General features: G+C 65.1%; 25 protein-coding genes. 17 read left to right on the top strand and 8 right to left on the bottom strand.

What is annotated here, in order from left to right; all coding sequences use genetic code 11:
• Positions 1–14: 14 nt before the first annotated feature.
• The 10 genes from ahcY (at position 15) to FAZ95_RS20980 (ending at position 10,147) form a co-directional block, all read left to right on the top strand.
• Complete coding sequence (ahcY, locus tag FAZ95_RS21020; protein WP_137334202.1) at positions 15–1,433, top strand: adenosylhomocysteinase; 1,419 nt, start codon at positions 15–17, stop codon at positions 1,431–1,433.
• Between the two features lie 151 nt (positions 1,434–1,584).
• Complete coding sequence (locus FAZ95_RS21015; protein WP_137334201.1) at positions 1,585–1,938, top strand: phage holin family protein; 354 nt, start codon at positions 1,585–1,587, stop codon at positions 1,936–1,938.
• Between the two features lie 41 nt (positions 1,939–1,979).
• Positions 1,980–2,810, top strand: coding sequence for a methylenetetrahydrofolate reductase [NAD(P)H] (gene metF, locus FAZ95_RS21010; RefSeq protein ID WP_137334200.1), 831 nt, complete (start codon positions 1,980–1,982; stop codon positions 2,808–2,810).
• Positions 2,811–2,995: 185 nt separating this feature from the next.
• A complete protein-coding gene (locus FAZ95_RS39410; RefSeq protein ID WP_175425660.1) occupies positions 2,996–3,169 on the top strand; it encodes a hypothetical protein in 174 nt (57 codons plus the stop codon).
• 49 nt (positions 3,170–3,218) lie between these two features.
• On the top strand, positions 3,219–4,850 hold the full coding sequence (locus tag FAZ95_RS21005) for an ABC transporter substrate-binding protein (RefSeq protein WP_137334199.1): 1,632 nt from the start codon (positions 3,219–3,221) through the stop codon (positions 4,848–4,850).
• Between the two features lie 182 nt (positions 4,851–5,032).
• Complete coding sequence (locus FAZ95_RS21000) at positions 5,033–6,043, top strand: ABC transporter permease subunit (RefSeq protein ID WP_137334198.1); 1,011 nt, start codon at positions 5,033–5,035, stop codon at positions 6,041–6,043.
• A gap of 7 nt (positions 6,044–6,050) precedes the next feature.
• Positions 6,051–6,968 (top strand): ABC transporter permease subunit, encoded by a 918-nt coding sequence (locus FAZ95_RS20995; RefSeq protein ID WP_137334197.1) that lies wholly within the window; start codon positions 6,051–6,053, stop codon positions 6,966–6,968.
• A gap of 2 nt (positions 6,969–6,970) precedes the next feature.
• On the top strand, positions 6,971–7,978 hold the full coding sequence (locus FAZ95_RS20990) for an ABC transporter ATP-binding protein (RefSeq protein WP_137334196.1): 1,008 nt from the start codon (positions 6,971–6,973) through the stop codon (positions 7,976–7,978).
• The gene (locus FAZ95_RS20985; protein WP_137334195.1) at positions 7,978–8,994 is read left to right on the top strand and encodes a peptide ABC transporter ATP-binding protein; all 1,017 of its coding nucleotides are present in this window, start codon (positions 7,978–7,980) and stop codon (positions 8,992–8,994) included. Before FAZ95_RS20990 ends, FAZ95_RS20985 begins: the two co-directional genes overlap by 1 nt.
• Positions 8,987–10,147, top strand: coding sequence for a TraB/GumN family protein (locus FAZ95_RS20980; protein WP_137334194.1), 1,161 nt, complete (start codon positions 8,987–8,989; stop codon positions 10,145–10,147). Before FAZ95_RS20985 ends, FAZ95_RS20980 begins: the two co-directional genes overlap by 8 nt.
• Before the next feature lie 57 nt (positions 10,148–10,204).
• Here the strand turns inward: FAZ95_RS20980 and FAZ95_RS20975 are convergent, their stop codons facing one another.
• From FAZ95_RS20975 to pxpB, 5 genes are all read right to left on the bottom strand, one after another.
• Complete coding sequence (locus tag FAZ95_RS20975) at positions 10,205–11,161, bottom strand: DUF979 domain-containing protein (protein ID WP_137334193.1); 957 nt, start codon at positions 11,159–11,161, stop codon at positions 10,205–10,207.
• On the bottom strand, positions 11,158–11,925 hold the full coding sequence (locus FAZ95_RS20970; RefSeq protein WP_137334192.1) for a DUF969 domain-containing protein: 768 nt from the start codon (positions 11,923–11,925) through the stop codon (positions 11,158–11,160). Before FAZ95_RS20970 ends, FAZ95_RS20975 begins: the two co-directional genes overlap by 4 nt.
• Before the next feature lie 272 nt (positions 11,926–12,197).
• Positions 12,198–12,950 carry a 5-oxoprolinase subunit PxpA gene (gene pxpA, locus FAZ95_RS20965; RefSeq protein WP_137334191.1) on the bottom strand — a complete coding sequence of 251 codons (753 nt, stop codon included), beginning with the start codon at positions 12,948–12,950 and terminating at the stop codon, positions 12,198–12,200.
• A 57-nt stretch (positions 12,951–13,007) separates the two neighbouring features.
• Positions 13,008–14,054, bottom strand: a complete 1,047-nt coding sequence (locus FAZ95_RS20960) for a 5-oxoprolinase subunit C family protein (RefSeq protein ID WP_137334190.1) — start codon at positions 14,052–14,054, stop codon at positions 13,008–13,010.
• Positions 14,051–14,704 carry a 5-oxoprolinase subunit PxpB gene (gene pxpB, locus FAZ95_RS20955; protein WP_137334189.1) on the bottom strand — a complete coding sequence of 218 codons (654 nt, stop codon included), beginning with the start codon at positions 14,702–14,704 and terminating at the stop codon, positions 14,051–14,053. Before pxpB ends, FAZ95_RS20960 begins: the two co-directional genes overlap by 4 nt.
• Positions 14,705–14,902: 198 nt before the next feature.
• On the opposite strand from pxpB, the gene FAZ95_RS20950 reads away from it, so the two are divergent.
• Complete coding sequence (locus FAZ95_RS20950) at positions 14,903–15,415, top strand: winged helix DNA-binding protein (RefSeq protein ID WP_137334188.1); 513 nt, start codon at positions 14,903–14,905, stop codon at positions 15,413–15,415.
• Here the strand turns inward: FAZ95_RS20950 and FAZ95_RS20945 are convergent.
• On the bottom strand, positions 15,410–16,018 hold the full coding sequence (locus tag FAZ95_RS20945) for a 5-formyltetrahydrofolate cyclo-ligase (RefSeq protein WP_137334187.1): 609 nt from the start codon (positions 16,016–16,018) through the stop codon (positions 15,410–15,412). The genes FAZ95_RS20950 and FAZ95_RS20945 overlap by 6 nt on opposite strands.
• A 32-nt stretch (positions 16,019–16,050) precedes the next feature.
• Here FAZ95_RS20945 and FAZ95_RS20940 point away from each other — a divergent pair, with 32 nt between their 5' ends.
• From FAZ95_RS20940 to FAZ95_RS20925, 4 genes are all read left to right on the top strand, one after another.
• Positions 16,051–18,018: a lytic transglycosylase domain-containing protein gene (locus tag FAZ95_RS20940; protein WP_137334186.1), complete on the top strand. Its 1,968-nt coding sequence runs from the start codon at positions 16,051–16,053 to the stop codon at positions 18,016–18,018.
• A gap of 93 nt (positions 18,019–18,111) precedes the next feature.
• Positions 18,112–19,068, top strand: coding sequence for a complex I NDUFA9 subunit family protein (locus tag FAZ95_RS20935; RefSeq protein ID WP_137334185.1), 957 nt, complete (start codon positions 18,112–18,114; stop codon positions 19,066–19,068).
• A 40-nt stretch (positions 19,069–19,108) separates the two neighbouring features.
• Positions 19,109–19,756 (top strand): glutathione S-transferase family protein, encoded by a 648-nt coding sequence (locus FAZ95_RS20930; RefSeq protein WP_137334184.1) that lies wholly within the window; start codon positions 19,109–19,111, stop codon positions 19,754–19,756.
• Positions 19,753–20,991 (top strand): multifunctional CCA addition/repair protein, encoded by a 1,239-nt coding sequence (locus FAZ95_RS20925; protein ID WP_137334183.1) that lies wholly within the window; start codon positions 19,753–19,755, stop codon positions 20,989–20,991. Before FAZ95_RS20930 ends, FAZ95_RS20925 begins: the two co-directional genes overlap by 4 nt.
• A gap of 17 nt (positions 20,992–21,008) precedes the next feature.
• Here FAZ95_RS20925 and FAZ95_RS20920 read toward each other — a convergent pair whose 3' ends face one another.
• Positions 21,009–21,203 carry a DUF2905 domain-containing protein gene (locus FAZ95_RS20920; protein ID WP_137334182.1) on the bottom strand — a complete coding sequence of 65 codons (195 nt, stop codon included), beginning with the start codon at positions 21,201–21,203 and terminating at the stop codon, positions 21,009–21,011.
• A gap of 16 nt (positions 21,204–21,219) precedes the next feature.
• On the bottom strand, positions 21,220–22,407 hold the full coding sequence (locus FAZ95_RS20915; protein WP_137334181.1) for a class I SAM-dependent methyltransferase: 1,188 nt from the start codon (positions 22,405–22,407) through the stop codon (positions 21,220–21,222).
• 13 nt (positions 22,408–22,420) lie between these two features.
• Between FAZ95_RS20915 and FAZ95_RS20910 the strand changes: the two genes are divergently transcribed.
• The gene (locus FAZ95_RS20910; RefSeq protein ID WP_137334180.1) at positions 22,421–23,281 is read left to right on the top strand and encodes an SDR family oxidoreductase; all 861 of its coding nucleotides are present in this window, start codon (positions 22,421–22,423) and stop codon (positions 23,279–23,281) included.
• 94 nt (positions 23,282–23,375) lie between these two features.
• Positions 23,376–23,771 carry a dihydroneopterin aldolase gene (locus tag FAZ95_RS20905; RefSeq protein WP_137334179.1) on the top strand — a complete coding sequence of 132 codons (396 nt, stop codon included), beginning with the start codon at positions 23,376–23,378 and terminating at the stop codon, positions 23,769–23,771.

Below are 23,771 nucleotides of genomic sequence, written 5' to 3'. Positions count from 1 at the left end.
GAAAGGAGGGCGTGATGAACGCCGCAGTTATCGATTCCAAATCCCAAGATTTCGTCGTTGCCGACCTGTCGCTTGCCGACTGGGGCCGCAAGGAACTGAATATCGCCGAGACCGAAATGCCCGGTCTCATGCAAATCCGCGAAGAGTACAAGGCGCAGCAGCCGCTGAAGGGCGCGCGCATCGCGGGTTCGCTCCACATGACGATCCAGACGGCCGTGCTGATCGAGACGCTGAAGGCGCTCGGCGCGGACGTGCGCTGGGCCTCGTGCAACATCTTCTCGACGCAAGACCACGCCGCCGCCGCGATCGCGAAGAGCGGCACGCCGGTGTTTGCGTTCAAGGGCGAATCGCTCGACGAATACTGGGAGTTCTCGCACCGCATCTTCGAATGGCCGAACGGCGAAAACGCCAACATGATCCTCGACGACGGCGGCGACGCCACGTTGCTGCTGATCCTCGGCTCGAAGGCGGAGAAGGACCGCTCGGTCATCGCCAAGCCGACCAACGAAGAAGAAGTCGCGCTGTACAAGTCGATCGAGCGCCACCTCGAAATCGATCCGACGTGGTACTCGAAGCGCCTCGCGCAAGTGAAGGGCGTCACCGAAGAAACGACGACCGGCGTGCACCGCCTCTATCAGATGGAAAAGGACGGCCGTCTGCCGTTCCCGGCGATCAACGTCAACGATTCGGTCACGAAGTCGAAGTTCGACAACCTGTACGGTTGCCGCGAGTCGCTCGTCGACGGTATCAAGCGCGCGACCGACGTGATGATCGCGGGCAAGATCGCGGTCGTCGCGGGCTACGGCGATGTGGGCAAGGGCTGCGCGCAATCGCTGCGCGGCCTCGGCGCGACCGTGTGGGTCACCGAAATCGATCCGATCTGCGCGCTGCAAGCGGCGATGGAAGGCTACCGCGTCGTGACGATGGAGTACGCCGCCGACAAGGCCGACATCTTCGTGACGGCCACGGGCAACTACCACGTGATCAACCACGATCACATGAAGGCGATGCGCCACAACGCGATCGTCTGCAACATCGGCCACTTCGACTCGGAAATCGACGTTGCGTCGACGCGCCAGTACCAGTGGGAAAACATCAAGCCGCAAGTCGACCACATCATTTTCCCGGACGGCAAGCGCGTGATCCTGCTGGCCGAAGGCCGCCTCGTGAACCTGGGCTGCGCGACGGGCCACCCGTCGTTCGTGATGTCGAACTCGTTCGCGAACCAGACGCTCGCGCAGATCGAGCTCTTCACGCGCGGCGGCCAGTACGAGAACAAGGTGTACGTGCTGCCGAAGCATCTCGACGAGAAGGTCGCGCGCCTGCACCTCGCGCGCATCGGCGCTAACCTGACCGTGCTGTCGGACGACCAGGCCGGCTACATCGGCGTCGACAAGAACGGCCCGTTCAAGCCGAACCACTACCGGTACTAAGCGGAAACCAAGCAAGAAAACCAGCAGGAATCCGGCAACGCGCGCGCTTCGTGCGCCGCGCCGAGCCGCTTGATGTCCCCGATGCCGCCGTGCGCCGCAAAGCGCGCGGCGGTGTTCCATGTGGCGGACCCAAAACCGAAAGGAGCCCTCGATGATTTGGCTGCTAACCTGGGTGATCAACGCGCTCGCGCTCTTGATCATCACGTACCTCGTGCCGTCGATCCACATCCGCAGCTTCGGCACGGCGCTCATCATCGCGCTCGTGCTCGGGCTCATCAATGCGATCATCCGGCCGGTCCTGATCCTGCTGACGCTGCCCGTTACGATCGTCACGCTCGGCCTCTTCATCCTGGTGATCAACGCGCTGTGCTTCTGGCTGTGCGCGTCGCTCTTGAAGGGCTTCGAGGTATCGGGTTTCTGGGCGGCGTTCTTCGGCTCGATTCTGTACAGCATCGTGTCGTGGCTGCTGTCCGCGCTGATCTTCGGTAATCGCAACCTCGTCTGACGCCGCGTCGGACTCGGCTGCCGCCGGACTATTCACTCATCATGAAACCGATCGAAATTTCATTCGAGTTCTTCCCGCCGAAAACGCAGGAAGGCATCGATAAGCTGCGAGCCACGCGCAAGGAGCTCGCGCTCTTGAAGCCCAAGTTCGTGTCCGTCACGTTCGGCGCGGGCGGCTCGACGCAGCAAGGCACGCTCGATACCGTCCTCGACATGGCCGCCGACGGCCTCGAAGCGGCGCCGCATCTGTCGTGCATCGGCTCGTCGAAGGAGAGCTTGCGCGCGATTCTCAACCAGTACCGCTCGAACGGCATCCGCCATATCGTGGCGCTGCGCGGCGACCTGCCCTCGGGCATGGGCGCAGTCGGCGAGCTGCGCTATGCGTCGGAGCTCGTGAGCTTCATTCGCGCCGAACACGGCGACTGGTTCTGGATCGAAGTGGCGGGCTATCCGGAATACCATCCGCAGTCGCGTTCGCCGAAGCACGATCTCGAGAACTTCGCGCGCAAGGTGAAGGCCGGCGCGAATTCGGCGATCACGCAGTATTTCTTCAACGCGGACGCGTACTTCCGCTTCGTGGACGACGCCAGGAAGCTCGGCGTCGACGTGCCGATCGTGCCGGGCATCATGCCGATCACGAACTACTCGCAACTCATGCGCTTCTCGGAGATGTGCGGGGCGGAAGTGCCGCGCTGGGTCGCGCGCCGCCTCGAGAGCTTCGGCGACGATCGGGAAGCGATTCGCGCCTTCGGGCTCGATGTCGTGACCGGACTGTGCCAGCGGCTCGTCGACCAGGGTGTGCCGGGCATCCATTTCTATACGCTCAACGCCGCAACGGCCACCAAGGCGATTTGCGAGCGGCTCGGCGTTTGACCCCTCGGCGTTTAACCTTTTCGCGCGCTTCGAGCGCTTCAACCGGGCCGCGGCTTCCCCGCCGCGGCCCGCCCTCCGTAAGATCGGCGTAATCCCTGTCCTCAGCGCCAAAAATATTGACTAAGCTACGATCACGTCACTGAACGCATCGCTCGAACCAGAACGGTTACTAAAAGGAGCGCGTCATGTCGAAGGATCGCAGTTCGATCACCCCCTCCCGCGCGGCGGCGCTGCCCCACAAAACCCTCGTCCACCGCTTCGAAATCGTCCGCGCGACCTGTCGCGGCGTCTACTCAGCACGGGATTTCACGGCTTGGCAATGCCTATTTTCGACCGCTTGTTCGGGTAATCAAACGTAAGTAATATCGCGCTACGCCGGCCCAGCCCGGCTTGAGAACTGGAGGAAACATGAAGCAAACCCGACTGTTGCGCGCCATGCGTACGACCATGCTCGCAGGCGTCGCCGCAGCGGCATCGCTGAGCGCTGCGACGATCTCGCACGCCGCGATCCCGAACAAGACCCTGGTTTACTGCTCAGAAGGCAGTCCCGCAGGCTTCGATCCAGGCCAATACACGACCGGCACCGATTTCACCGCCAATACGTTTACGGTCTACAACCGCCTCGTCGAGTTCGAGCGCGGCGGCACCAAGGTCGAGCCGGGTCTCGCCGAGTCGTGGGATGTCGCGCCCGACGGGCTGAGCGTCACGTTCCACCTGCGCCACGGCGTCAAGTTCCAGACGACGGCCTACTTCAAGCCGACCCGCGAATTCAACGCGGACGACGTCGTGTTTACGTTCCAGCGCATGCTGGACCCGAACCAGCCGTTCCGCAAAGCCTACCCGGTGCAGTTCCCGTACTTCACCGACATGGGCCTCGACAAGCTGATTACGAAGGTCGAGAAAGTCGATCCCTACACCGTCAAGTTCACGCTGAAAGAAGTGAACGCGCCGTTCATCCAGAACATGGCGATGGAGTACGCGTCGATCCTGTCGGCTGAATACGCAGACCAGTTGCTCAAGGCCGGCAAGGCCGCGGACATCAACCAGTATCCGGTCGGCACCGGCCCGTTCGTTTTCAAGAGCTACACGAAGGACGCGACGATCCGCTTCGATGGCAATCCTGACTATTGGAAGCCGGATACCGTGAAGATCTCGAAGCTGATCTTCGCGATCACGCCCGACCCGGGCGTGCGCGTGCAGAAGCTGAAGCGCGACGAATGCCAGGTGATGGCCTATCCGCGCCCCGCCGATATCTCGACGCTGAAGGCCGATCCGAACCTCGACATGCCGTCGCAGCCGGGCTTCAACCTCGGCTACCTGTCGTACAACGTGACGCACAAGCCGCTCGACAACGCCCAGGTGCGCCAGGCGCTCGACATGGCGATCAACAAGAAGGCGATCATCGATTCCGTGTACCAAGGCGCGGGTCAGGCCGCCCAGGCACCGATGCCGCCGACGCAATGGTCATACGACAAGAACCTGAAGCTGGCGTCGTACGATCCGACGAAGGCGAAGGATCTGCTGACGAAGGCCGGCTTCCCGAATGGCATGGACATCACGCTGTGGGCGATGCCGGTGCAGCGTCCGTACAACCCGAACGCGCGCCTGATGTCGGAAATGATTCAGGCCGACTGGGCGAAGATCGGCGTGCGCGCGAAGATCGTCACGTATGAGTGGGGCGAGTACATCAAGCGCGCCCACGCCGGCGAGGACGACACGATGCTGATCGGCTGGACCGGCGATAACGGCGATCCGGACAACTGGCTCGGCACGCTGCTCGGCTGCGACGCGGTGAACGGCAGCAACTTCGGCAAGTGGTGCTACAAGCCGTTCGACGACCTGGTCAAGAAGGGCCGCGAAACGCCGGATCAGGCGCAACGCACGCAGATCTACCAGCAAGCGCAGCAGATCTGGGCGCAGCAGCTGCCGTTCTCGCCGATCGCGCACTCGACCGTCTATCAGCCGGTCAGCAAGAAGGTGATCGACATGAAGATCGAACCGCTCGGGTATCTGCGTTTCGACGGTGTCGGGGTGAAGTAAGGCTCGCCGTTACGGCTTGCTGTTACGGTTCGCCGTCACGGTGCGCCGTTACGGCTTGCCGTAAGGCTCGCAAGGTACGCTTTTCAGCAGCCGCTGAAATTCCTCACAAAGTCCGGCGACGGGGGTCACGAGCCCCTTGTCGCCGGTCGCGTTTTTCCTCCTCGAAGATTTAGGGACGAACCATGTTCCGATTCGTTTTACGCCGCATCGGCATGGTGATACCGACATTCATCGGCATTACCATCCTCGCTTTCGCACTCATCCACCTGATACCGGGCGACCCCATCGAATTGATGATGGGCGAGCGCGGCGTCGATCCGGCCATGCACGCCGCCGCGCTCCACCAGCTCGGGCTCGACGAACCGCTGCCGATGCAGTATCTCCACTATGTCGGCCGCGCGCTGCACGGCAACCTCGGCATGTCGCTGATCACCAATACGAGCGTGATGGGCGAATTCCTCGCGCGCTTTCCGGCGACCGTCGAGCTGTCGTTCTGCGCGATGATCTTCGCGCTCGCCGTCGGCCTGCCGGCTGGCGTGTTAGCGGCGCTCAAGCGCGGCACGATCGTCGATCACGGCGTGATGGGCACCGCGCTCACCGGCTACTCGATGCCGATCTTCTGGTGGGGGTTGATCCTCATCATGTTCTTCTCGGCCGATCTCGGCTGGACGCCGGTGTCCGGCCGCATCGCGGTCGAATTCGACATTCCGCACGTCACCGGCTTCATGCTGATCGACGCGCTGCTCGCGCCCGATGAAGGCTCGTTCAAGTCGGCGGTGAGCCACCTGATCCTGCCGGCGATCGTGCTCGGCACGATTCCGCTCGCGGTCGTCGCGCGGATGACGCGTTCGTCGATGCTCGAAGTGCTGCGCGAAGACTACATCCGGACGGCTCGCGCGAAGGGTTTGTCGCCCGTGCGCGTGGTCGTCGTGCATGCGCTGCGCAATGCGCTGATTCCGGTCGTGACCGTGATCGGCCTGCAGGTCGGCACGCTGCTCGCGGGCGCGGTGCTGACCGAGACGTTGTTCTCGTGGCCGGGCGTCGGCAAGTGGCTGATCGATGCGATCAGCCGACGCGACTATCCGGTCGTGCAAGGAGGGATTCTGATGATCGCGACGCTCGTGATCGTCGTGAATCTCGTCGTCGATTTGTTGTACGGCGTGTTGAATCCGCGCATTCGCCATACGAGGTAACCACGCCATGGCTGACATTCAAAACACAGTCCCCCAAGCGGTCACGCCGCCCAGCGGCCGCGTGCTCGCCCTGCGCGAGTTCTGGGCCAACTTCTCACGCAACCGCGGCGCCGTCACGGCGGGCGCGATCGTGCTCGTGCTGATCTTCGTCGCGATCTTCGCGCCGCTGATCGCGCCGCACAGCCCGATCGAACAGTACCGCGACAACGTGAAGATCCCGCCCGCGTGGCTCGACGGAGGCAACTGGAAGTTCATCCTCGGCACCGACGAAGCGGGCCGCGATATCTTGTCCCGCCTGATGTACGGCGCGCGGATGTCGTTCTGGATCGGCTTCGTCTCCGTCGTGCTCGCGCTGATTCCGGGCATCGTGCTCGGCCTCGTCGCCGCCTTCTTCGACAAGTGGGCCGATACGCCGATCATGCGTCTCATGGACGTGCTGCTCGCGCTGCCGTCGCTGCTGCTCGCGGTGGCGGTGGTCGCAATCATCGGCCCGGGTCTCACGAACACGATGTTCGCGATCGCGATCGTCGCGCTGCCGGGCTACGTGCGTTTGACGCGCGCGTCGGCGCTCGGCGAGTTGCAGAAGGAGTACGTGACCGCCTCGCGCGTGGCCGGCGCCGGCACGCCGCGCCTGATGTTCTCGCAGGTGCTGCCGAACTGCACCGCGCCGTTGATCGTGCAGGCGACGCTCGGCTTTTCGTCGGCGATTCTCGATGCGGCGGCGCTCGGCTTCCTCGGCCTCGGCGTGCAGCCGCCGGCCGCGGAGTGGGGCGCGATGCTCGCTTCGGCGCGCGATTACATCGACAACGCGTGGTGGATCGTGACGATGCCCGGCCTCTCCATCCTGATCTCGGTGCTCGCGATCAACCTGCTCGGCGACGGGCTGCGCGACGCGCTCGACCCCAAACTGAAACGGATGGCCTGAACATGAGCAACAACCTGTTAACCGTCCGCAACCTGCGGGTGAATTTCAGCGGCCTGCCCGCCGTCGACGGCGTCGACATCAACATCGCCCCGGGCGAGGTGATCGGCATCGTCGGCGAGTCGGGCTCGGGCAAGAGCGTGACGATGATGGCCTTGATGGGCTTGATCGACGCGCCCGGCATCGTGACTGCCGACGAAATCACGTTCAACGGCCGCGACCTCCTGAAAGCGACGGCGAAAGAACGCCGCAAGATCGTGGGCAAGGACATCGCGATGGTGTTCCAGGATGCGTTGACGAGCCTGAACCCGAGCTACACCGTCGGCTATCAGATCAAGGAAGTGCTGAAGCTGCACGAAGGGCTGCGCGGCGACGCTTTGCACAAGCGCGCGCTCGAGCTGCTCGATCAGGTGGGCATTCCCGATGCGAAGAACCGCATCACTTCGTTTCCGCACCAGATGTCGGGCGGGATGAACCAGCGCGTGATGATCGCGATGGCCGTCGCGTGCAACCCGAAGCTCTTGATCGCCGACGAGCCGACTACCGCGCTCGACGTCACCATCCAGGCGCAGATCATGGACCTGCTCGTGAAGCTACAGAAGGAGCGTGGCATGGCGCTCGTGCTGATTTCGCACGATCTGGCGGTGGTGTCGGAAGTCGCGCAGCGCGTCGCGGTGATGTACGCGGGCGAGGTGATCGAGACGAACCGCGTGCCGGACATCTTCGCGGCACCTCACCATCCCTATACCGAGGCCCTGCTCGCCGCGATTCCCGAGCACAATATCGGCGCGGTGCGGCTCGCCGCGTTGCCGGGCATGGTGCCGGGCCGCGACGACCGCCCGAAGGGCTGCATGTTCGCGCCGCGCTGCAAGTACGTGGTGGACGATTGCATGAAGGCGCGGCCGGCGCTTGCTATGCTTGACGCGCCCGATGAACGGATGCGCACGCGCTGCATCAAGCCGCTCAACCTCGATTCGATCCACTCGAAGACCACCCCGCACGGAGGCGCCTGATGAATGCAGTACCCCAAACGCCTCACGCGCAGCAGGGTGAGGAGCCGGTGCTCGTCGCCGATCAATTGGCGAAGCACTACCAGGTCAAGCGCGGGATGTTCGGCCACGGCACCGTCAAGGCGTTGAACGGCGTGTCGTTCTCGCTGACGCGCGGCAAGACGCTCGCGGTGGTCGGCGAGTCCGGCTGCGGCAAGTCGACGCTCGCCCGCCAGCTCACGATGATCGAACCGCCCACGTCGGGGCGGCTGGTGGTCCAGGGCTATGACGTCGCGGGCGCCAGCAAGGAGAGGATTGCAGCGTTGCGCCGGAACGTGCAGATGGTGTTCCAGAATCCGTTCGCGTCGCTCAATCCGCGCAAGACCGTCGAGCAGACACTCGGCGAGCCGCTCGCGATCAACACCGCGCTTTCCGCCACCGAACGCGCCGAGCGCATCGCGCAGATCATGCGCACCGTCGGTCTCAGGCCCGAGCACGCCAAGCGCTATCCGCACATGTTCTCGGGCGGCCAGCGCCAGCGCGTGGCGATTGCGCGCGCGATGATCCTCGATCCGCAGATCGTCGTCGCCGACGAGCCGGTGTCCGCGCTCGACGTGTCGATCCAGGCGCAGATCCTGAACCTGTTCATGGACCTGCAGGACCAGTTCAAGACGAGCTACGTGTTCATCTCGCACAATTTGTCGGTGGTGGAGCACGTCGCCGACGACGTGATGGTGATGTACTTCGGCAGCGTCGCCGAGCTGGGCGACAAGAAGACGATCTTCGCGCGGCCGCGGCATCCGTACACGCGGTCGCTGATGTCGGCGACGCCGGCCATCTTCGAATCGGACCGGCGCATTCAGATCAAGCTGCAAGGCGAGCTGCCTTCGCCGCTCAATCCGCCGTCGGGCTGCACGTTCCATCAGCGTTGCCCGTATGCGGTCGAGCGGTGCCGCAGCGAGGTGCCGCAACTGCGCGAAGTGGATGGACGGCAGGTGGCGTGCCACCGTGCCGAAGAGGTAGGGGAGGCGGATGCCTGAAGCGCGGGCGGCGCGTCGCATTGCGCGCCGCTTGCACGAAGGCGGCACGAGCGCCGCCTTCGCGCGGCGCTGGTCAGCGCTCCTCCTGGTGAGCGCTGCGCTTGCGCTCATCCCGCGGGGTTCCGACGTACTGCTAGGTATAGCGCAGGCCGTCGCCGCGCCCGCCAACACGGCGATGCCGCCGGCGCATTTGCCGGTGCCCTCTTCAGCGCCGGCGAGCAGCCAGCCTCGGGCGTCGCTGCCTGGGTTTCACACGGCGCCGCCGAGTTTTCCGAGTACTAGCGGTGGTACCACCGCAAGCGGGCCGGTGCAGGTGCAGCCGGCACATATGCCGTTTTACGTCGCCACCAAAGGGCAGACGACGATCTACCTGCTCGGGACGCTGCATGTTGGCGACCCGTCCGACTATCCGGCTGCTCAGCCTTTTCGGCGGCCGATCTTGGCGGCTTTGGCTGCCTCTCCGACGCTCGCGCTGGAACTCTCTCCCGATGACCTGATCGAGTCACAGGACGATGTGACGAAGTACGGCGTCTGCTCGCGCGAGTGTCTGCCGCGTTTGCTGCCCGACGCGTTGTGGCGCAAGCTCGAGAATCGGCTGCGCGGTAATCCGGCTGCGTTGGATGAGATCAAGAAGACACGGCCTTGGCTCGCTGCGCTGTTGGTCGAGACGTATGACTCGCTCGCGGCTGGGCTGCAGACCGAATATGGGTCGGAAGCGCAGTTGCAGAACGTTTATCTGAAGACGAAGGGCAAGGTGGTGGGGCTTGAAACGCTCGGCGAGCAGATGCGCGCGTTCACGGGGCTGACGCTTGCCGAGCAGCGCGAGATGCTTGCGCAGGATTTGCAGCAGACACCGGCCGAGAACGTTGCCGATGTGATGGAGCTGCATCGGCTCTGGCGTATTGGCGATGCCGACGCGATTGCGGCGTGGGCATCGGCTAAGTCCGATAAGCTCGCTCGCTCGGAGCCGGTGTCGAACGCGATCGACAACAAGATCGTTTATGAGCGGAACCGGCGGTTTGTGGCGCGGATGCTTTTGATCGCGGGGCCGAATAAGCCGATCTTTGTGGCGATCGGGGCGTTGCACTTGGGTGGACCGAAGGGGGTGCTGGCATTGTTGCGCCAGCATGGCTTTGTGGTGGAAGCCAGCTAAACCTTTTCTCACGCAGCGCTCGATGCATTCCACTCACCAAGCGCTGCGCGTGTACCGTCACAAAAACATCAAAAAATTCAGCAAGAAGATATTCACAACCAACAACGTCAACGCCGTCGGCACCTGCACCTTGATCACCGCATTCTTATCCGGCAACTCCAACAGCGCGGCCGGCACGATATTGAAGTTCGCCGCCATCGGCGTCATCAACGTCCCGCAATAGCCCGAGAACATCCCGATCGCGACCATCGTCGCGGGATTCCCATGGAACACGTTGACGAGAATCGGCACGCCGACTCCGCCCGTCATCACCGGAAACGCGGCGAAGCCGTTGCCCATCACCATCGTGAAGAGCGCCATGCCGACGCAATAGACGGCCACCGCCACCAGCCGGTAATCGAGGTTGATATAAGCCGTCGTGACATGCGCGACCGCTTTGCCCACCCCCGCATCGGAAAACACGAGTCCGAGCATGCCGAGCATCTGCGGCAGCACCGCGGCCCACGACAACGCGTCGACCAAGCGCCGCGCCTCCTTCATCGATTGCCCGACGGTATCGCGCGTCATCACGCAGGTAATCGCGAGTGCGATCACGCAGCCAAAGCCGAAGCCGATCAGCGTCACGTTCTTCGGATCGACGAGCGGCGTGCCGCCGAACAACAGATGGCTCGCGGCAAGCGTCACGACGACCGTGATTACGGGAATCGTCAGCGCCGGGATGAAGAGCTTGTTGCCGAGACGCGTCGCGCTTGCGCGACGTGCGTCTTCCGAGAGCGTCTTCGGCTTGCCCGGCGTCACGCCGCCGAAGCCGGCGATCAACGCCATCACGATCACGAGCGCGCCGACCGCTTCGACCGGCAGCTTGTCGCCGATCAGAAAGATGAACGCATACAGAATCCAAAAGCCGCCCGCAGCAAAACGCCGTGGATGCGCTTTATCGACGAGGATCATCCCGCCGACGATCAAGAGCGTGAGCCCGACGAGCCAGAACAAATAGTTGAGCGTGATCGTCATGCCTGGTCTCCTGCGGCGTTCGTGGTGTCTTGCGCGGCATCGGCCTTGGCGTCGGCTTCGGATCGGCCGGCGCGTTGCCCGCCGAGCTCGTGTTCCAGCCGGCGATCGAGCAAGTAAAGCCTGAAGCCGTGGATCAGGAACGCGCAGATCGCAGTCGGAATCCCCCACACCGCGACGTGCTGCGGCTCGACGCTGATGCCCGCTTCCTTCAGGAACGTGACCATCAGCACGATCGCGCCGAACGCGACGAAGATGTCCTCGCCGAAGAAGAGCCCGACGTTGTCCGTCGACGCCGCGTACGCGCGCAGCCGGTAGCGCACCGCGTCGCTGATCTTGCCGAAGCGGGTTTCGGTCGCGCCCTCGGCCATCGGCGCGAGCAGCGGCCGCACCATCTGCGGATGTCCGCCGAGTCCGGTCAGTCCGGCCGCGGCAGTCAGCTCGCGCACGAGCAGATAGATGATGAGCAGCCGTCCGGCGGTCGCGGTCTTGATGCTGGCGATCCACATCTGCGCCCGCTCGCGCAGGCCGTGCCGTTCGAGGAGCCCGATCACCGCGAGCGGCAAAAAGATGATGATCGGGATGTTGCGGGTCTTCAAAAAGCCGCTGCCGATCGCGGCGAGGATCTTGTCGGGCGGGAAATGCGCGGCGAGCGCGGTCACGATCGAGGCAGCCGCGACGATCAGCATCGGATTGAAGCGCAGCAAGAATCCAATGATGATGACGGCTACCCCGATCAGCGGCCAAAGGCTGACGGTGGTCTGCATGTAGTTGTCTCCAAACGGTGTCCAACCAAACCGCCGCGCTGCTTGCCTCGGCGCGCGGGTAGCGCGCGAAGCGGGCAATGCGGCGAACCTCCTCGGAAGCGCGGCACGCTATGGGTTTTATTCGTGTCGCGGGTTTGCTTCGGGCGGCTCTTCTGATGGTTGTCCTGGTTGTCTGGCCGCTGGGACTGCACTTGGCAGACGCCCCGCAAGGAGCGGGGCGTCTGTCGTACTGCGATGCTGGTTTAGGCTGCGCTCTCCGTTAAGCCGCCGGCTCAGGCGCGCAGCGCGCTGGCGGGGTGGACCTCGATGCCGCTGGCCTCGAGCGCGTTGCGAATCCGGCGCGCAAAGGCGAGGGCGTGCGGACCGTCGCCGTGCAGGCAGATCGTCTGGGCGTTGAGCGGCACCCACTTGCCGTCGATCGCTTTCACTTTCCGCTCGCGCACCATCGTGAGCGTGCGTTCGAGCATTTCGTCTTCGTCGTCGATCATCGCGCCGGGCTGGCCGCGCGGCACGAGCGAGCCGTCGGAGCGATAGCCGCGGTCGGCGAACACCTCCTCGATCGCGACAAGCCCGGCGCGGCGAGCCGCGTCGACGAAGCTGCTGTTCGCGAGACCGAACACGGCAACGGAAGGATCGAAGTCGTGCACCGCCGACACGATCGCATCGGCGATCGCCGGGTCGCGCGCGGCCTGGTTGTACAGCGCGCCGTGCGGCTTCACGTGGACGATGCGCCCGCCCTCGGCCTGCGCGATCGCGGACAGCGCGCCGAGCTGGTAGAGCACGCCCGCGTAAATGTCGCCGGCGGGCAGGTCCATCTCTTTCCTGCCAAAGTTTTCCGGGTCGTTGAAGCTCGGGTGCGCGCCGATCGCCACGCCTTTTTCGACGGCCCAACGCACGCAGTCGCGCATCGCATTGGCGCCGCCCGCGTGCCAGCCGCACGCGATGTTTGCCGAGCTGACGAAATCCAGCAGCGCCTCGTCGAATCCACAGCCTTCGCCGAGATCGGCATTCAAATCGATTTCCATGGTGATGACCTCTTCTCTTCTGGTGATGCTATGGCCTGTTATCCGAGCGAACAGGCCCTAGGCGGCGCGCGTCTCTTTGCGCAGCCGCTCCTCATGCATGGCGATCGCGGCATCGATCTGCCGCAGATACGCCCGTTCTTCGTGGAGCGCGTAGAGCGCTTCTTCTTGCGTTGTCGGGATGAAGCGGATGCTGCCGTTCAGGCGCACCTGCGCGAGTTTCCAGAGGTCCGCGCGAATCACCGCGCCGATCTTCGGGTAGCCGCCGGTGGTTTGCGCGTCGCTCATCAGCACGATCGGCTGGCCGTTGGGCGGCACCTGGATCGTGCCCGGCAGCACCGCGTGCGAGAGCAGATCGCCGGGCTGCGTGCGCTTGAGCTGCGTGCCGGCGAGGCGGTAGCCCATGCGATTGCTGTTCGGCGTCACCACCCATTCGTCTGTCCAGAAGGCGTCATGCGCGTCCGCCGTGAAGCTGTCGTATTCCGGGCCGCGCAAGACGCGGATCGGCACGGCCCAGTCGGCGCCCAGCCCATGTTTGCCGCGCCGCACCGGCTCGTGCGCGAACAGCACGAAGCGGCACCAGGCCGGCGCCTTCACGCCGAACTCGGGCGCCTCCGGCGATACGCTCCTGCCGTTGGCGAATAGGTTGCCTATCGGCAGGCGGTCGCCATCCTTTAGCGCCCGGCCGCCCAGGCCGCCGAAGCGGGCGCCGAGATCGGTGCTGCGCGAGCCGAGCATCGGCAGCACGTCGATGCCGCCCGCGACGCAGACATAGGCGCGCATCCCGCGCTTGGCGGCGTGCAAGATCAGTTCCTGGCCGGCCTTCACCGGCAGGCTCCACCACGAGTAGACCGGCTTGCCGTCGAGCGTCGAACCGAACTCGGTGCCGGTGATCGCGACGCGCGTCGCGCGCGCGAAGCGCAGGACCGTCGGTCCCATCGTCACTTCGAGCGCCGCTGCCTGCGGCCGGTTGCCGACGAGGCGGTTGCCGACTTCGAGCGCGAGCGTGTCGAGCGCGCCGCCGAGCGCGATGCCGAGGTGCCGCCAGCCGGGCCGTCCGAGATCCTGAATCGTCGTGAGAAGCCCCGCGCGAATGACGTCGATCATCGATGGAGCCCCGCGACGGTGAAGCGCACCCGGTCGCCCGGCTGCAGCAGCGTGGGCGGCGTGCGCGCCGGATCGAACAGGGTGAGCGAGGTGCGGCCGATCAACTGCCAGCCGCCGGGGGCCGCCGCCGGATAGATGCCGGTCTGCGCGCCGCCGATGCCGACCGACCCGGCCGGCACCTCGAGCCGCGGCGCTGCGCGCCGGGGCGTGTGCAGGGCGTCCGCGAGCCCGCCCAGGTAGGCGAAGCCCGGCTGGAAGCCGAGGAAGAACACGACGTAGTCGCCCGCCGCGTGACGCTCGACCACTTCGTCCGGCGTGAGCCCCGTGTGCTCGGCGACTGCGAGCAGATCGGGCCCGAACTCGCCGCCGTACTCGACCGGCACCTCGACTTCGCGGCCCGCTGCCGCCGCACCCGGCTCGCGCTCCATGGCGGCGGCAAGTTCGGCGGCGAGCGCCTCGGCGTCAGTGGCGAGCGGGTCGAACACGATCGTCAGGTTGTTCATGCCGGGCACGACTTCGACCACGTGCGGCCATTGCCGCGCGGCTTCGGCCGCGGCCCAGATGCGCCGCTGGCGATCGAGCGTCGCGGGTGGCGGCGTCTCGCAGACCAGGGCGGTGTCGCCGAACGGGTAGATACGCGGTTGGCTCATCGGTATGAAGAGTGAGTGGACGAAGGCGGCCCTGAGGCGAACCGGGCGTGATTCCATGCAAAGCTGCCAAGGTCGCTAGGATACATTGTCGATAAAATATTGAGATATTCCCAATAAGCGTTTTTGCTAGGAGCGCGACGACTTGCACGCGTCGTACACTTCCGGCACTTCCCACTTTCATCTTGAAAACCGCCGACCATGTCGCGTCACCCGACCAAGATCGTTTCATCGGAACATCTCGTCTCTGATACGAGTGCGGAATTATCCGAGTTCGAATATGGCCTCATCATGGCAAGCAACGCGTTCAACCGCTGGATGGTGCGCTGCATGTCGGCCGCGGGCGCGAAGGACATGACGGCGATCGAAGTCTCGCTGCTGCATCACGTGAGCCATCGCGAGCGCAAGAAGAAGCTCGCGGACATTTGCTTCGTGCTGAATATCGAAGACACGCACGTCGCCACGTACGCTCTGAAGAAGCTGGTGACTAGAGGGTACGTAAAAAGCGAAAAGACAGGCAAGGAAGTGTTCTTTTCCGCCACCCAGGCGGGACGCGACCTCTGCATCAAGTACCGCGAGGTACGCGAGAGCTGCCTGATCGCCACGCTCAAGGAAAGCGGCCTGACCAACGAGCAGATCGGCGAAGCCGCGCAGCTGATGCGCAACGCGTCTGGCTTGTACGACACCGCGGCGAGGGCAGCGGCGTCGCTATAAAACCGTTTTCGGCGCGCTGAAGTACCTTCCTGTCTCTGTGACGATCGCATCGAGCGGCACGTCGTGCGCCTCGCGCGGCAGCGCGCTCGTCCTGCACGCCTCGAAGGCGATGCCCACGGTGACCGGCCTGGACGCCCCCGGCCAAGCCGCAAGCGTGCGGTCGTAATAGCCGCCGCCGTAGCCCAGCCGATAGCCGACGTCGTCGAACCCCAAACAGGGCACGAGGAGCAGATCGGGCATCAGCACGCGCGCCGACTCCGGCTCGGGAATCCGATGATGGCCGATTTTCATCGGCGCGCCCGGCGACCACTCATGAAATTCGAGTGCCGTGCCGATATCCGGAATGACGGGCAGCGCGGCCTGTCGATGCGCGTCGAGCGAGAGCCAAAGAGCCAGCGATTCGCGCGCGTCGAACTCGCCGGGCAGCGGCCAGTAAAAACCGGCGACGCGCGGTGCAAAGTGTTCCAGAATTTCGCGGATACGAGCACCGAGCGCGGCATGGCTGTCAGGCGCGCAGATCGCGGTTTTACGCGCTTCGAGCAGTGTTTTTCGCAGCTCGCCTTTGCGTTTTGACGCGGGGTTGCGTGCTATGCTTTCGCTCAATTTTGTGCTCCAGAAACAACGCAGAAATAACGATGTTCAATCGACTTCACCGAGTATATCGCGCGGTCAGTTTTGCTCTTGCCGCTGCGACGCTCGTCGCGTGCGGCACGGCTTCCGCCGTGCGTCCCGCCCCCCTCTCCCCGCTCTCCGGCGACGATCAGATTTTCATCCAGTTGCGTGAGGCCGCCCGCAACAACGATCCCGATCGCGCGGCGCAGCTGGCGAGCATGATCCCGAATTACCCGGCGCCGACGTATCTCGAATACTTCCAGATCAAGCCGCAGCTTTTCGACGGCTCGGGGCACGCGAAGCTCGACGCGCCGGATGAGCCGGTGCTGTCCTTCCTGCAGCGCTACGACGGCACGGCGATCGCCGACCGTCTGCGCAACGATTACCTCGCCGTGCTCGGCGCGCGTCACGATTGGAAGAACTTCGACGCGCAATATGCGCGCTTCGTGCTGAACGACGACACGCAAGTGAAGTGCTACGCGCTCGAATCGAAGATGTCGCGAGGCGAGAACGTTGCCGACGCGGCGCGCGTGCTGCTGGTCGAGCCGAAGTGGTACGGCGACGGTTGCGTCGACCTGATCACGGCGCTCGGGGGCAGCCAGCAATTCACGCCGAACGACGTCTGGCAGCAGATCCGTCTGTCGTACGAGCAAGGCCAAACGGCGACGGGCGGCAAGCTCGTCGATGCGCTCGGTTCCGCCGCGCCCGACCCGACGCTCTTCCAGCAGGCCACCACCACGCCGCCGCTCTTGCTCGCCAAGGGCGTGACGTCCGATTCGACCTCGCATCAGCTGGCGCTGGTCGCCATCACACGCATGGCGGCCAACGACCCGGCCACGGCCGCTGCCACGTTCGCGGCGGTGGCGCCGTCGCTCGCCGCGCCCGAGCGCGCGATCGGCTGGGGCACGATCGCCTATCAGGCGGCGGCACGGCAGGTTTCGGGCGCGGTCGACTGGTTCCGGCTGTCGGCGAACGCGCCGCTTTCGTATCCGGCCTACGAGTGGCGCGTGCGCAGCGCACTGCTCGCCGGCGACTGGACGATGGTGCGCTGGTCGATCGAACAGATGCCGGCCGAGCTGCGCGCGCGTCCGGCGTGGGTCTACTGGCATGGGCGCGCCTTGAAACAGCTCGGCGACACCGTGAACGCCAACCAGGACTTCGAGCAAATCGCTGGGAACTTCAATTTCTACGGTCAGCTCGCGTCCGAGGAACTCGGCCAGAAGATCACGATTCCGCCGCAAACCAAAGTGACGGACGAAGAAGTGGAGCAAGCGTCCCAGACGCCGGGCTTCGCGCTCGCGCAGCGCTTCTTCGCGCTGAATCTGCGGCTCGAAGGCAATCGCGAGTGGAACTGGCCGCTGCGCCAGATGACCGATCGCCAGCTTCTCGCCGCCGCCGAGTACGCGCGCCGTATCGAGCTGTATGACCGCACCGTCAATACCGCCGACCGCACCCAGGTCGAGCACGACTTCTCGCTGCGCTACCTGTCGCCGTTCCGCGATATCGTCGAGCGCGACGCGCAGTCCAACGGGCTCGACGTCGAATGGGCCTACGGCCTGATTCGTCAGGAGTCGCGCTTCATCATCAACGCGCGTTCGGAAGTCGGTGCGGGCGGCCTGATGCAGCTGATGCCGGGCACGGCGCAGATGGTGGCGAAAAAGATCGGCCTCGGCCCGCTCTCGCGAGCCCAGATGAACGACATCAACACCAATATCCTGCTCGGCACGAACTATTTGTCGATGATCTACAATCAATTCGACGGTTCCGCCGTGCTCGCCACGGCCGGCTACAACGCCGGTCCCGGCCGTCCGCGCCAGTGGAAGGCCAACCTTTCGCGCGGCGTGGAAGGCGCGATCTTCGCGGAAACGATTCCGTTCAACGAGACCCGCGACTACGTCAAGAACGTGCTGTCGAACACGGTCTATTACGCGGCGCTGTTCGAAGGCAAGCCGCAATCGCTGAAAGAGCGGCTCGGCTACATCATGCCCTGACGCGCAGTACGCATCGCCGCCGCGCGGGCCGTCAGGCACCGCGCGGCGATCGGCCTTAGCGCCAGCGCCGTCTCTCCACCCAGGGAGTCGAAGATGCGACATCAATGCATTGCCCTCATCGGCGGCTCGGGTTTCATCGGCAGCCATCTCACGAACGCGCTGATCGCCGCGGGCAAAGACGTGCGAATTGCCACGCGCCGCCGCCAGAACGCGAGTCATCTCACGCTCCTCCCGGTCGACGTCATCGAAGCCGATGTCTTCGATCCCGTTCAGCTCGCGAGCTTCGTCGAGGGGGCGGACGCGGTCGTCAATCTCGTCGGCACGCTGCATGGCGGCAGAGGCGATCCCTATGGCCCCGGGTTCGCGAAGCTGCATGTCGAGTTGCCGTCGAAGATCGTCGCGGCTTGCGAAGGCAAGCGCGTGCACCGGCTGATTCACGTGAGCGCGATCGGCGCCGATCCGCGCGGGCCGAGCATGTATCTGCGTTCGAAAGGCGACGGAGAGAAGGCCGTGCACGCGTCGGCGGCGCTGGCTTGGACGATTTTCCGGCCGTCGGTCGTGTTCGGCCCCGAGGACGCGTTCCTCAATACGTTTGCGTTCCTGCAGCGCATGTTTCCCGTGATCCCGCTCGCCAAGCCGGACGCGAAGTTCCAGCCGGTCTACGTCGGCGATGTCGAGAAGGCGATCGTCAACGTGCTCGATCTCGATGCCGCGGGCGGGCATACTTACGAACTCGGCGGCCCGGCGGTGTACACGCTCGAGCAACTGGTGAAGTTTTGCGGCGAAACGATCGGCCGCGAGGCCCGCATCGTCCGCTTGCCGGACACGCTCGCGCGGCTTCAGGCGCTTTCGTTCGAGATGCTTCCCGGGGAGCCGATGCTCACGCGGGACAATCTCGACTCGATGAAGATCGACAGCGTGATGCACGGCCCGCTCGCGCCGGAATTGGGCGTCGAGCCGGTCGGAATCGATGTCATCGCGCCGGTGTATCTGAGCGGCGCGTCGTTGCGTTCACGCTTCAACGCGTTTCGCGCCCATGCGGGCCGCTGACGTGTCTGTCCATCCATCCAACCTGCCTCTTGCCTAGAACATGAAGCTGATAATCGGTGACAAGAACTATTCGTCGTGGTCGATGCGTCCGTGGGTATTGATGAAGCATTTCGGCATTCCGTTCGAGGAAGTCGTGATCTGGTTGAATGAGCCCGATACGAATGCGCGCATTCTCGAGCATTCGCCGTCGGGCAAGGTGCCGTGTCTGGTCGGCGACGACGGCGGCTCGGTCTGGGAAACGGTCGCGATCGTCGAGACGCTCGCCGAGCGCTACCCGCAACACGCGCTGTGGCCGCGCGACGCGGCGGCGCGTGCGCACGCGCGCAGCGTGTGCGCCGAAATGCACGCGGGGTTCGGCGAAATGCGCTCGTCGATGTCGATGAACATTCGTGCGAAGCGGCCGGGCAAGGGCGCCACACCGGGCGCGCTCGCCGACGTGGCGCGCGTCGATGCAATCTGGCGCGAGTGCCTGGCCAAGCACGGCGGCCCGTTTCTGTTCGGCGAGTTCGGCATTGCCGATGCGATGTACGTGCCTGTCGTGATGCGCTTCAGGACGTACACGCCGAAGCTGTCCGACGAGGCGCAGGCGTACGCGGCGCGAATCACGGCGCTGCCGGCGGTGGCCGCGTGGATCGAAGACGCAATGGTCGAACCGCACCCCGTCGCCTATCTCGACCAAGACGAATGAATATCTACGCAGTAGGCGGCGCGATTCGCGACGAACTGCTCGGCATGCCCGTGTCCGATCGCGATTACGTCGTGGTCGGCGCGACACCCGAGCAGATGGTCGCGCAGGGATACCGTCCGGTCGGCAAGGATTTCCCGGTGTTCCTGCATCCGGACACGCATGAGGAATACGCGCTCGCGCGCACCGAGCGCAAAACCGCCGCCGGCTATCACGGCTTCCAGTTCTTCTACGCGCCCGATGTCACGCTCGAGGAGGACCTGGCGCGCCGCGACCTGACGGTCAACGCGATGGCGCGCTTGGTGCGTCCGGACGGCGAGCTGACTGGGCCGGTCATCGATCCGTTCGACGGTCAGGCGGATTTGCACGCGCGGGTTTTCCGGCACGTCGGTGAGGCGTTTGTCGAAGATCCGGTGCGCATCCTGCGCCTCGCACGCTTTGCCGCGCGCTTTCACGACTTCACCGTCGCGCCCGAGACGCTCGCACTGATGAAGACGATGGTCGCGGCGGGCGAAGTCGACGCGCTCGTGCCGGAGCGCGTCTGGCAGGAGGTATCGCGCGGCCTGATGGAAAAGAAGCCGTCGCGGATGTTCAGCGTGTTGCGCGAATGCGGCGCGCTCGCGCGCATTCTGCCGGAGATCGACAACCTGTTCGGCGTGCCGCAGCGTGCGGACTATCACCCGGAAGTCGATACCGGGGTGCACGTGATGATGGTCGTCGACCACGCGGCGGCGCAGGGCTACGCGCTGACGGTGCGCTTCGCCGCGCTCACCCACGATCTCGGCAAGGCGACGACGCCCGAGGACGTGCTGCCGCGCCACATCGGCCACGAAGGGCGCAGCGTCGAGTTGCTGAAACCGCTCTGCGACCGGCTCCGCGTGCCGAACGATTGCCGTGAGCTGGCGCTGCTGGTCGCGCGCGAGCACGGCAATATTCATCGCGTGATGGAGATGGGCGCGGCCGCGCTCGTGCGCCTCTTCGAGCGCAGCGACGCGCTGCGCAAACCGGCGCGTTTTGCCGAATTCCTGCAGGCGTGCGAGTCGGATGCGCGCGGGCGGCTCGGGTTCGAGACGCACGCGTTTCCCGAAGCCGGGCGGCTACGAGACGCGCTGATCGCGGCGCGCGCGGTCGATGCTGGCGCGGTTGCGCAGACCTGCGCGGGCCAGCCCGAGCGGATCAAGGAAGCGGTGCATCAGGCGCGCGTGGCGGCGGTGGGGCGGGTGATCGCGGTGGGGTGATCCAGCGGTCCGGCGCTTCAAAACAACCGCACCAACAACGACACCACCATCGACACAACCAAAGTCGACATAAACGGAAACGGATACTGGCGTCCGCCGATTCTCAGCGTGACATCCCCCGGCATCCGGCCGATGCCGATCTTCTTGAGCCACGGCCACGAGCCGGACAGGATCGCGACCGCGATGAAGGTGGTGAAGAGCCAGCGGATCATCGCGAGTCGCCCAGACTCAGAGCGTGTGGGAACGGTCGCCGCGCGCGAAGGCGTCTAGCGTGCCGTCGATACCGCGCGAGAACGCGATCACTTTGAAGAGCTCGCCCATCTCGGCCTCCGAAATCAGCTTCTGCACAGCGTTGGCGGCAGGCAGGAAGCGGGCGGCGTCGTTCGGATCGAACTCGGCGAGCGCGTCGGTGATGCCCGCGTTCAGCAGAAAGCGCGCTTGCGACGTGTAGCCCAGCAGATCCGCGCCGGCTTCGACGCCGGCTTCGGCGATTCCGGTGAATTCGACGTGCGCGGTGATGTCCTGCAAGCCGGGGTAGACGAACGGATCGCCGTGCGCGCGATGCCGGTAGTGGCACATCAGCGTGCCTTGCGCGCGCTGCGGATGGTAGTACTCGTGGCGCGGAAAGCCGTAATCGATGAAAAACGCCGCGCCGCGCGCGAGCATCGTGCAGATCGTGCGCGTGAAGGCACGGCCCGCTTCGTGCGTTTCGGTGACGTAGTCGCCCGCGATTCCGGTTTCGGCGAGCAAGGCCGCGTCCGCCGGCGAGGTCACGGGGCGGTCTTCGAACGCGAGCGCGCCGCCATCGAACACAACGCCGCGCTCGCGCCATAGGTCGCCCGCGTGCGAGAACAGGCGCACCGGCATCGCATCGAGCACTTCGTTGCCGATCACGACGCCTTCGAACGTCTCGGGCAGCGCGTCGAGCCACCGCACGCGCGACGCGAGCGCCGGCGCCTGGGCTTCGATCGTCTCGCGCTGCCGCTCGCGCAGCTCGCCGGACAAATCGACGATCGAGTAGCTGTCGAACGAGGCGCCGAGCGCGTCGAGCGCGACCAGCAGGCCCGCCGCGAGCTTGCCCGTGCCCGCGCCGAACTCCATCAGATGCCGCGTGCCGCTCGCTTCGAGCGCCTGCGCAAGCGGGCGCGCGAGCGTCGCGGCAAAGAGCGGCGAGAGTTCGGGCGCCGTGACGAAGTCGCTGCCGTCCTCGGCGCGGCGCCCGAATTTGACGGCGCCGCCGCTGTAGTAGCCGAGTCCCGGCGCGTACAGCGCGCGTTCCATGTAGAGATCGAAGGGCAGCCAGCCGCCGGCCGCGGCGATCTCGTCGCTGATTAGCGCGACGAGCTTTTCGGACGCGCCGAGCGCGGTCGGACCGGGAGCAGGTAAACTATCGGGTTGGTGAGCTTTTTGATTCATCCCGGCATTGTAAATGACCGTCTCGTTCGACATTTCCGGCAATTCCGCCGCTAAACGCTCCAGCGCGGCCGCAGAACGCTCCGGCGAGCCCGGCGCTTCCGCTTCCTCGCGCGCCGTGCTGATTACCGGCGCTGCCCGCCGCATCGGCCGGGCGCTCGCGCTCGGCTTTGCGGCGCGCGGCTGGGACGTCGCCGTGCATTTCAGCGCGTCGCGCGAGGAAGCGCAGGCGCTCGTCGCCGAAATCGGTGCGCTCGGCCGCCGCGCAGTGGCGCTGCAGGCCGATTTGGCCGTCGAGGCCGAGGTGGCGCGGCTCGTCCCCGCCTGCGTCGCGGCGTTCGGCCGGCTGACCTGCGTCGTCAACAACGCGTCGCGCTTCGAGGAAGACACGGCGCAGGATGTCGCTTACGACAACCTGCTGACGTCGATGGCGATCAACGTCGGCGCGCCGCTCGCACTGGCGCGCGCGTTGTACGACGCGACGCCCGCGTCGGCGGCCGAGGACGAAACGCTGCGCGCGGTCGTCATCAACGTGCTGGATCAGAAGCTCTATAACCTGAATCCCGACTATCTGTCGTACACGCTGTCGAAGGCCGCGCTGCAGACGGCGACGGTGACGCTCGCGCAGGCGCTCGCGCCGAAAGTGCGGGTGGTCGGCCTCGCGCCGGGGCTCACGCTCCAGTCCGCCGACCAGACGCCGGAAGGCTTCGCCGCCGCGCACCGCGTGACGCCGCTTGGCCGCGCGTCGCGGCCCGAGGATCTGGTGGCGGCGGCCTGCTATCTCGCCGACGCGCCGGGCGTGACCGGCACGACGCTCGTCGTCGACGGCGGCCAGCACCTCGTGCCGCTGCCGCGCGACGTGATGTTTTTGACTTGAGCTGTTGAACGGCGCGTGGAGGCATCGAAGCCCCGCGTCGCCCCAAGCGAATATTTAGCGTGCCCGCCACGCCCCTTTTTAGACTGGAACGAACATGGTTGCCGCACTCTCGCACCCCCGGCTCGCCGACTGCCGCAGGCTCTTCCTGCGCAACTACGAGGTGTACATCAACATCGGCGTGCACGACTTCGAGAAGCGCGGCGAACAGCGCGTGATCATCAACGTCGAGCTGTTCGTGCCGCTTGCACTGTCCACGCCCGTGGAAGACAAGCTGCGCGAAGTCGTCGACTACGATTTCATGCGCGCGACGATCGCGAAGCGCGTCGAGCAAGGGCATATCCACCTGCAGGAAACGCTCTGCGACGACGTCGCGAAAGCGATGCTCGCCCATCCGCACGTGCGCGCCGTGGCCGTATCGACGGAAAAGCCCGACGTTTATCCGGACTGCGACGCCGTGGGCGTCGAAGTTTTCCGCATCAAAGAGGACTGA

Source organism: Trinickia violacea, assembly GCF_005280735.1.
GTDB lineage: Bacteria > Pseudomonadota > Gammaproteobacteria > Burkholderiales > Burkholderiaceae > Trinickia_A > Trinickia_A violacea.
Note: the sequence above shows the minus strand (reverse complement) of the source record. Positions and strands in the feature narration are given on the sequence as shown.

What these genes read in the sequence shown, in the direction of transcription:
- ahcY (WP_137334202.1), top strand. Translation starts at nt 15, where the DNA reads ATGAACGCCGCAGTTATCGATTCCAAATCCCAAGATTTCGTCGTTGCC.
- FAZ95_RS21015 (WP_137334201.1), top strand. Translation starts at nt 1,585, where the DNA reads ATGATTTGGCTGCTAACCTGGGTGATCAACGCGCTCGCGCTCTTGATC.
- metF (WP_137334200.1), top strand. Translation starts at nt 1,980, where the DNA reads ATGAAACCGATCGAAATTTCATTCGAGTTCTTCCCGCCGAAAACGCAG.
- FAZ95_RS39410 (WP_175425660.1), top strand. Translation starts at nt 2,996, where the DNA reads ATGTCGAAGGATCGCAGTTCGATCACCCCCTCCCGCGCGGCGGCGCTG.
- FAZ95_RS21005 (WP_137334199.1), top strand. Translation starts at nt 3,219, where the DNA reads ATGAAGCAAACCCGACTGTTGCGCGCCATGCGTACGACCATGCTCGCA.
- FAZ95_RS21000 (WP_137334198.1), top strand. Translation starts at nt 5,033, where the DNA reads ATGTTCCGATTCGTTTTACGCCGCATCGGCATGGTGATACCGACATTC.
- FAZ95_RS20995 (WP_137334197.1), top strand. Translation starts at nt 6,051, where the DNA reads ATGGCTGACATTCAAAACACAGTCCCCCAAGCGGTCACGCCGCCCAGC.
- FAZ95_RS20990 (WP_137334196.1), top strand. Translation starts at nt 6,971, where the DNA reads ATGAGCAACAACCTGTTAACCGTCCGCAACCTGCGGGTGAATTTCAGC.
- FAZ95_RS20985 (WP_137334195.1), top strand. Translation starts at nt 7,978, where the DNA reads ATGAATGCAGTACCCCAAACGCCTCACGCGCAGCAGGGTGAGGAGCCG.
- FAZ95_RS20980 (WP_137334194.1), top strand. Translation starts at nt 8,987, where the DNA reads ATGCCTGAAGCGCGGGCGGCGCGTCGCATTGCGCGCCGCTTGCACGAA.
- FAZ95_RS20975 (WP_137334193.1), bottom strand. Translation starts at nt 11,161, where the DNA reads ATGACGATCACGCTCAACTATTTGTTCTGGCTCGTCGGGCTCACGCTC.
- FAZ95_RS20970 (WP_137334192.1), bottom strand. Translation starts at nt 11,925, where the DNA reads ATGCAGACCACCGTCAGCCTTTGGCCGCTGATCGGGGTAGCCGTCATC.
- pxpA (WP_137334191.1), bottom strand. Translation starts at nt 12,950, where the DNA reads ATGGAAATCGATTTGAATGCCGATCTCGGCGAAGGCTGTGGATTCGAC.
- FAZ95_RS20960 (WP_137334190.1), bottom strand. Translation starts at nt 14,054, where the DNA reads ATGATCGACGTCATTCGCGCGGGGCTTCTCACGACGATTCAGGATCTC.
- pxpB (WP_137334189.1), bottom strand. Translation starts at nt 14,704, where the DNA reads ATGAGCCAACCGCGTATCTACCCGTTCGGCGACACCGCCCTGGTCTGC.
- FAZ95_RS20950 (WP_137334188.1), top strand. Translation starts at nt 14,903, where the DNA reads ATGTCGCGTCACCCGACCAAGATCGTTTCATCGGAACATCTCGTCTCT.
- FAZ95_RS20940 (WP_137334186.1), top strand. Translation starts at nt 16,051, where the DNA reads ATGTTCAATCGACTTCACCGAGTATATCGCGCGGTCAGTTTTGCTCTT.
- FAZ95_RS20935 (WP_137334185.1), top strand. Translation starts at nt 18,112, where the DNA reads ATGCGACATCAATGCATTGCCCTCATCGGCGGCTCGGGTTTCATCGGC.
- FAZ95_RS20930 (WP_137334184.1), top strand. Translation starts at nt 19,109, where the DNA reads ATGAAGCTGATAATCGGTGACAAGAACTATTCGTCGTGGTCGATGCGT.
- FAZ95_RS20925 (WP_137334183.1), top strand. Translation starts at nt 19,753, where the DNA reads ATGAATATCTACGCAGTAGGCGGCGCGATTCGCGACGAACTGCTCGGC.
- FAZ95_RS20920 (WP_137334182.1), bottom strand. Translation starts at nt 21,203, where the DNA reads ATGATCCGCTGGCTCTTCACCACCTTCATCGCGGTCGCGATCCTGTCC.
- FAZ95_RS20915 (WP_137334181.1), bottom strand. Translation starts at nt 22,407, where the DNA reads ATGAATCAAAAAGCTCACCAACCCGATAGTTTACCTGCTCCCGGTCCG.
- FAZ95_RS20910 (WP_137334180.1), top strand. Translation starts at nt 22,421, where the DNA reads ATGACCGTCTCGTTCGACATTTCCGGCAATTCCGCCGCTAAACGCTCC.
- FAZ95_RS20905 (WP_137334179.1), top strand. Translation starts at nt 23,376, where the DNA reads ATGGTTGCCGCACTCTCGCACCCCCGGCTCGCCGACTGCCGCAGGCTC.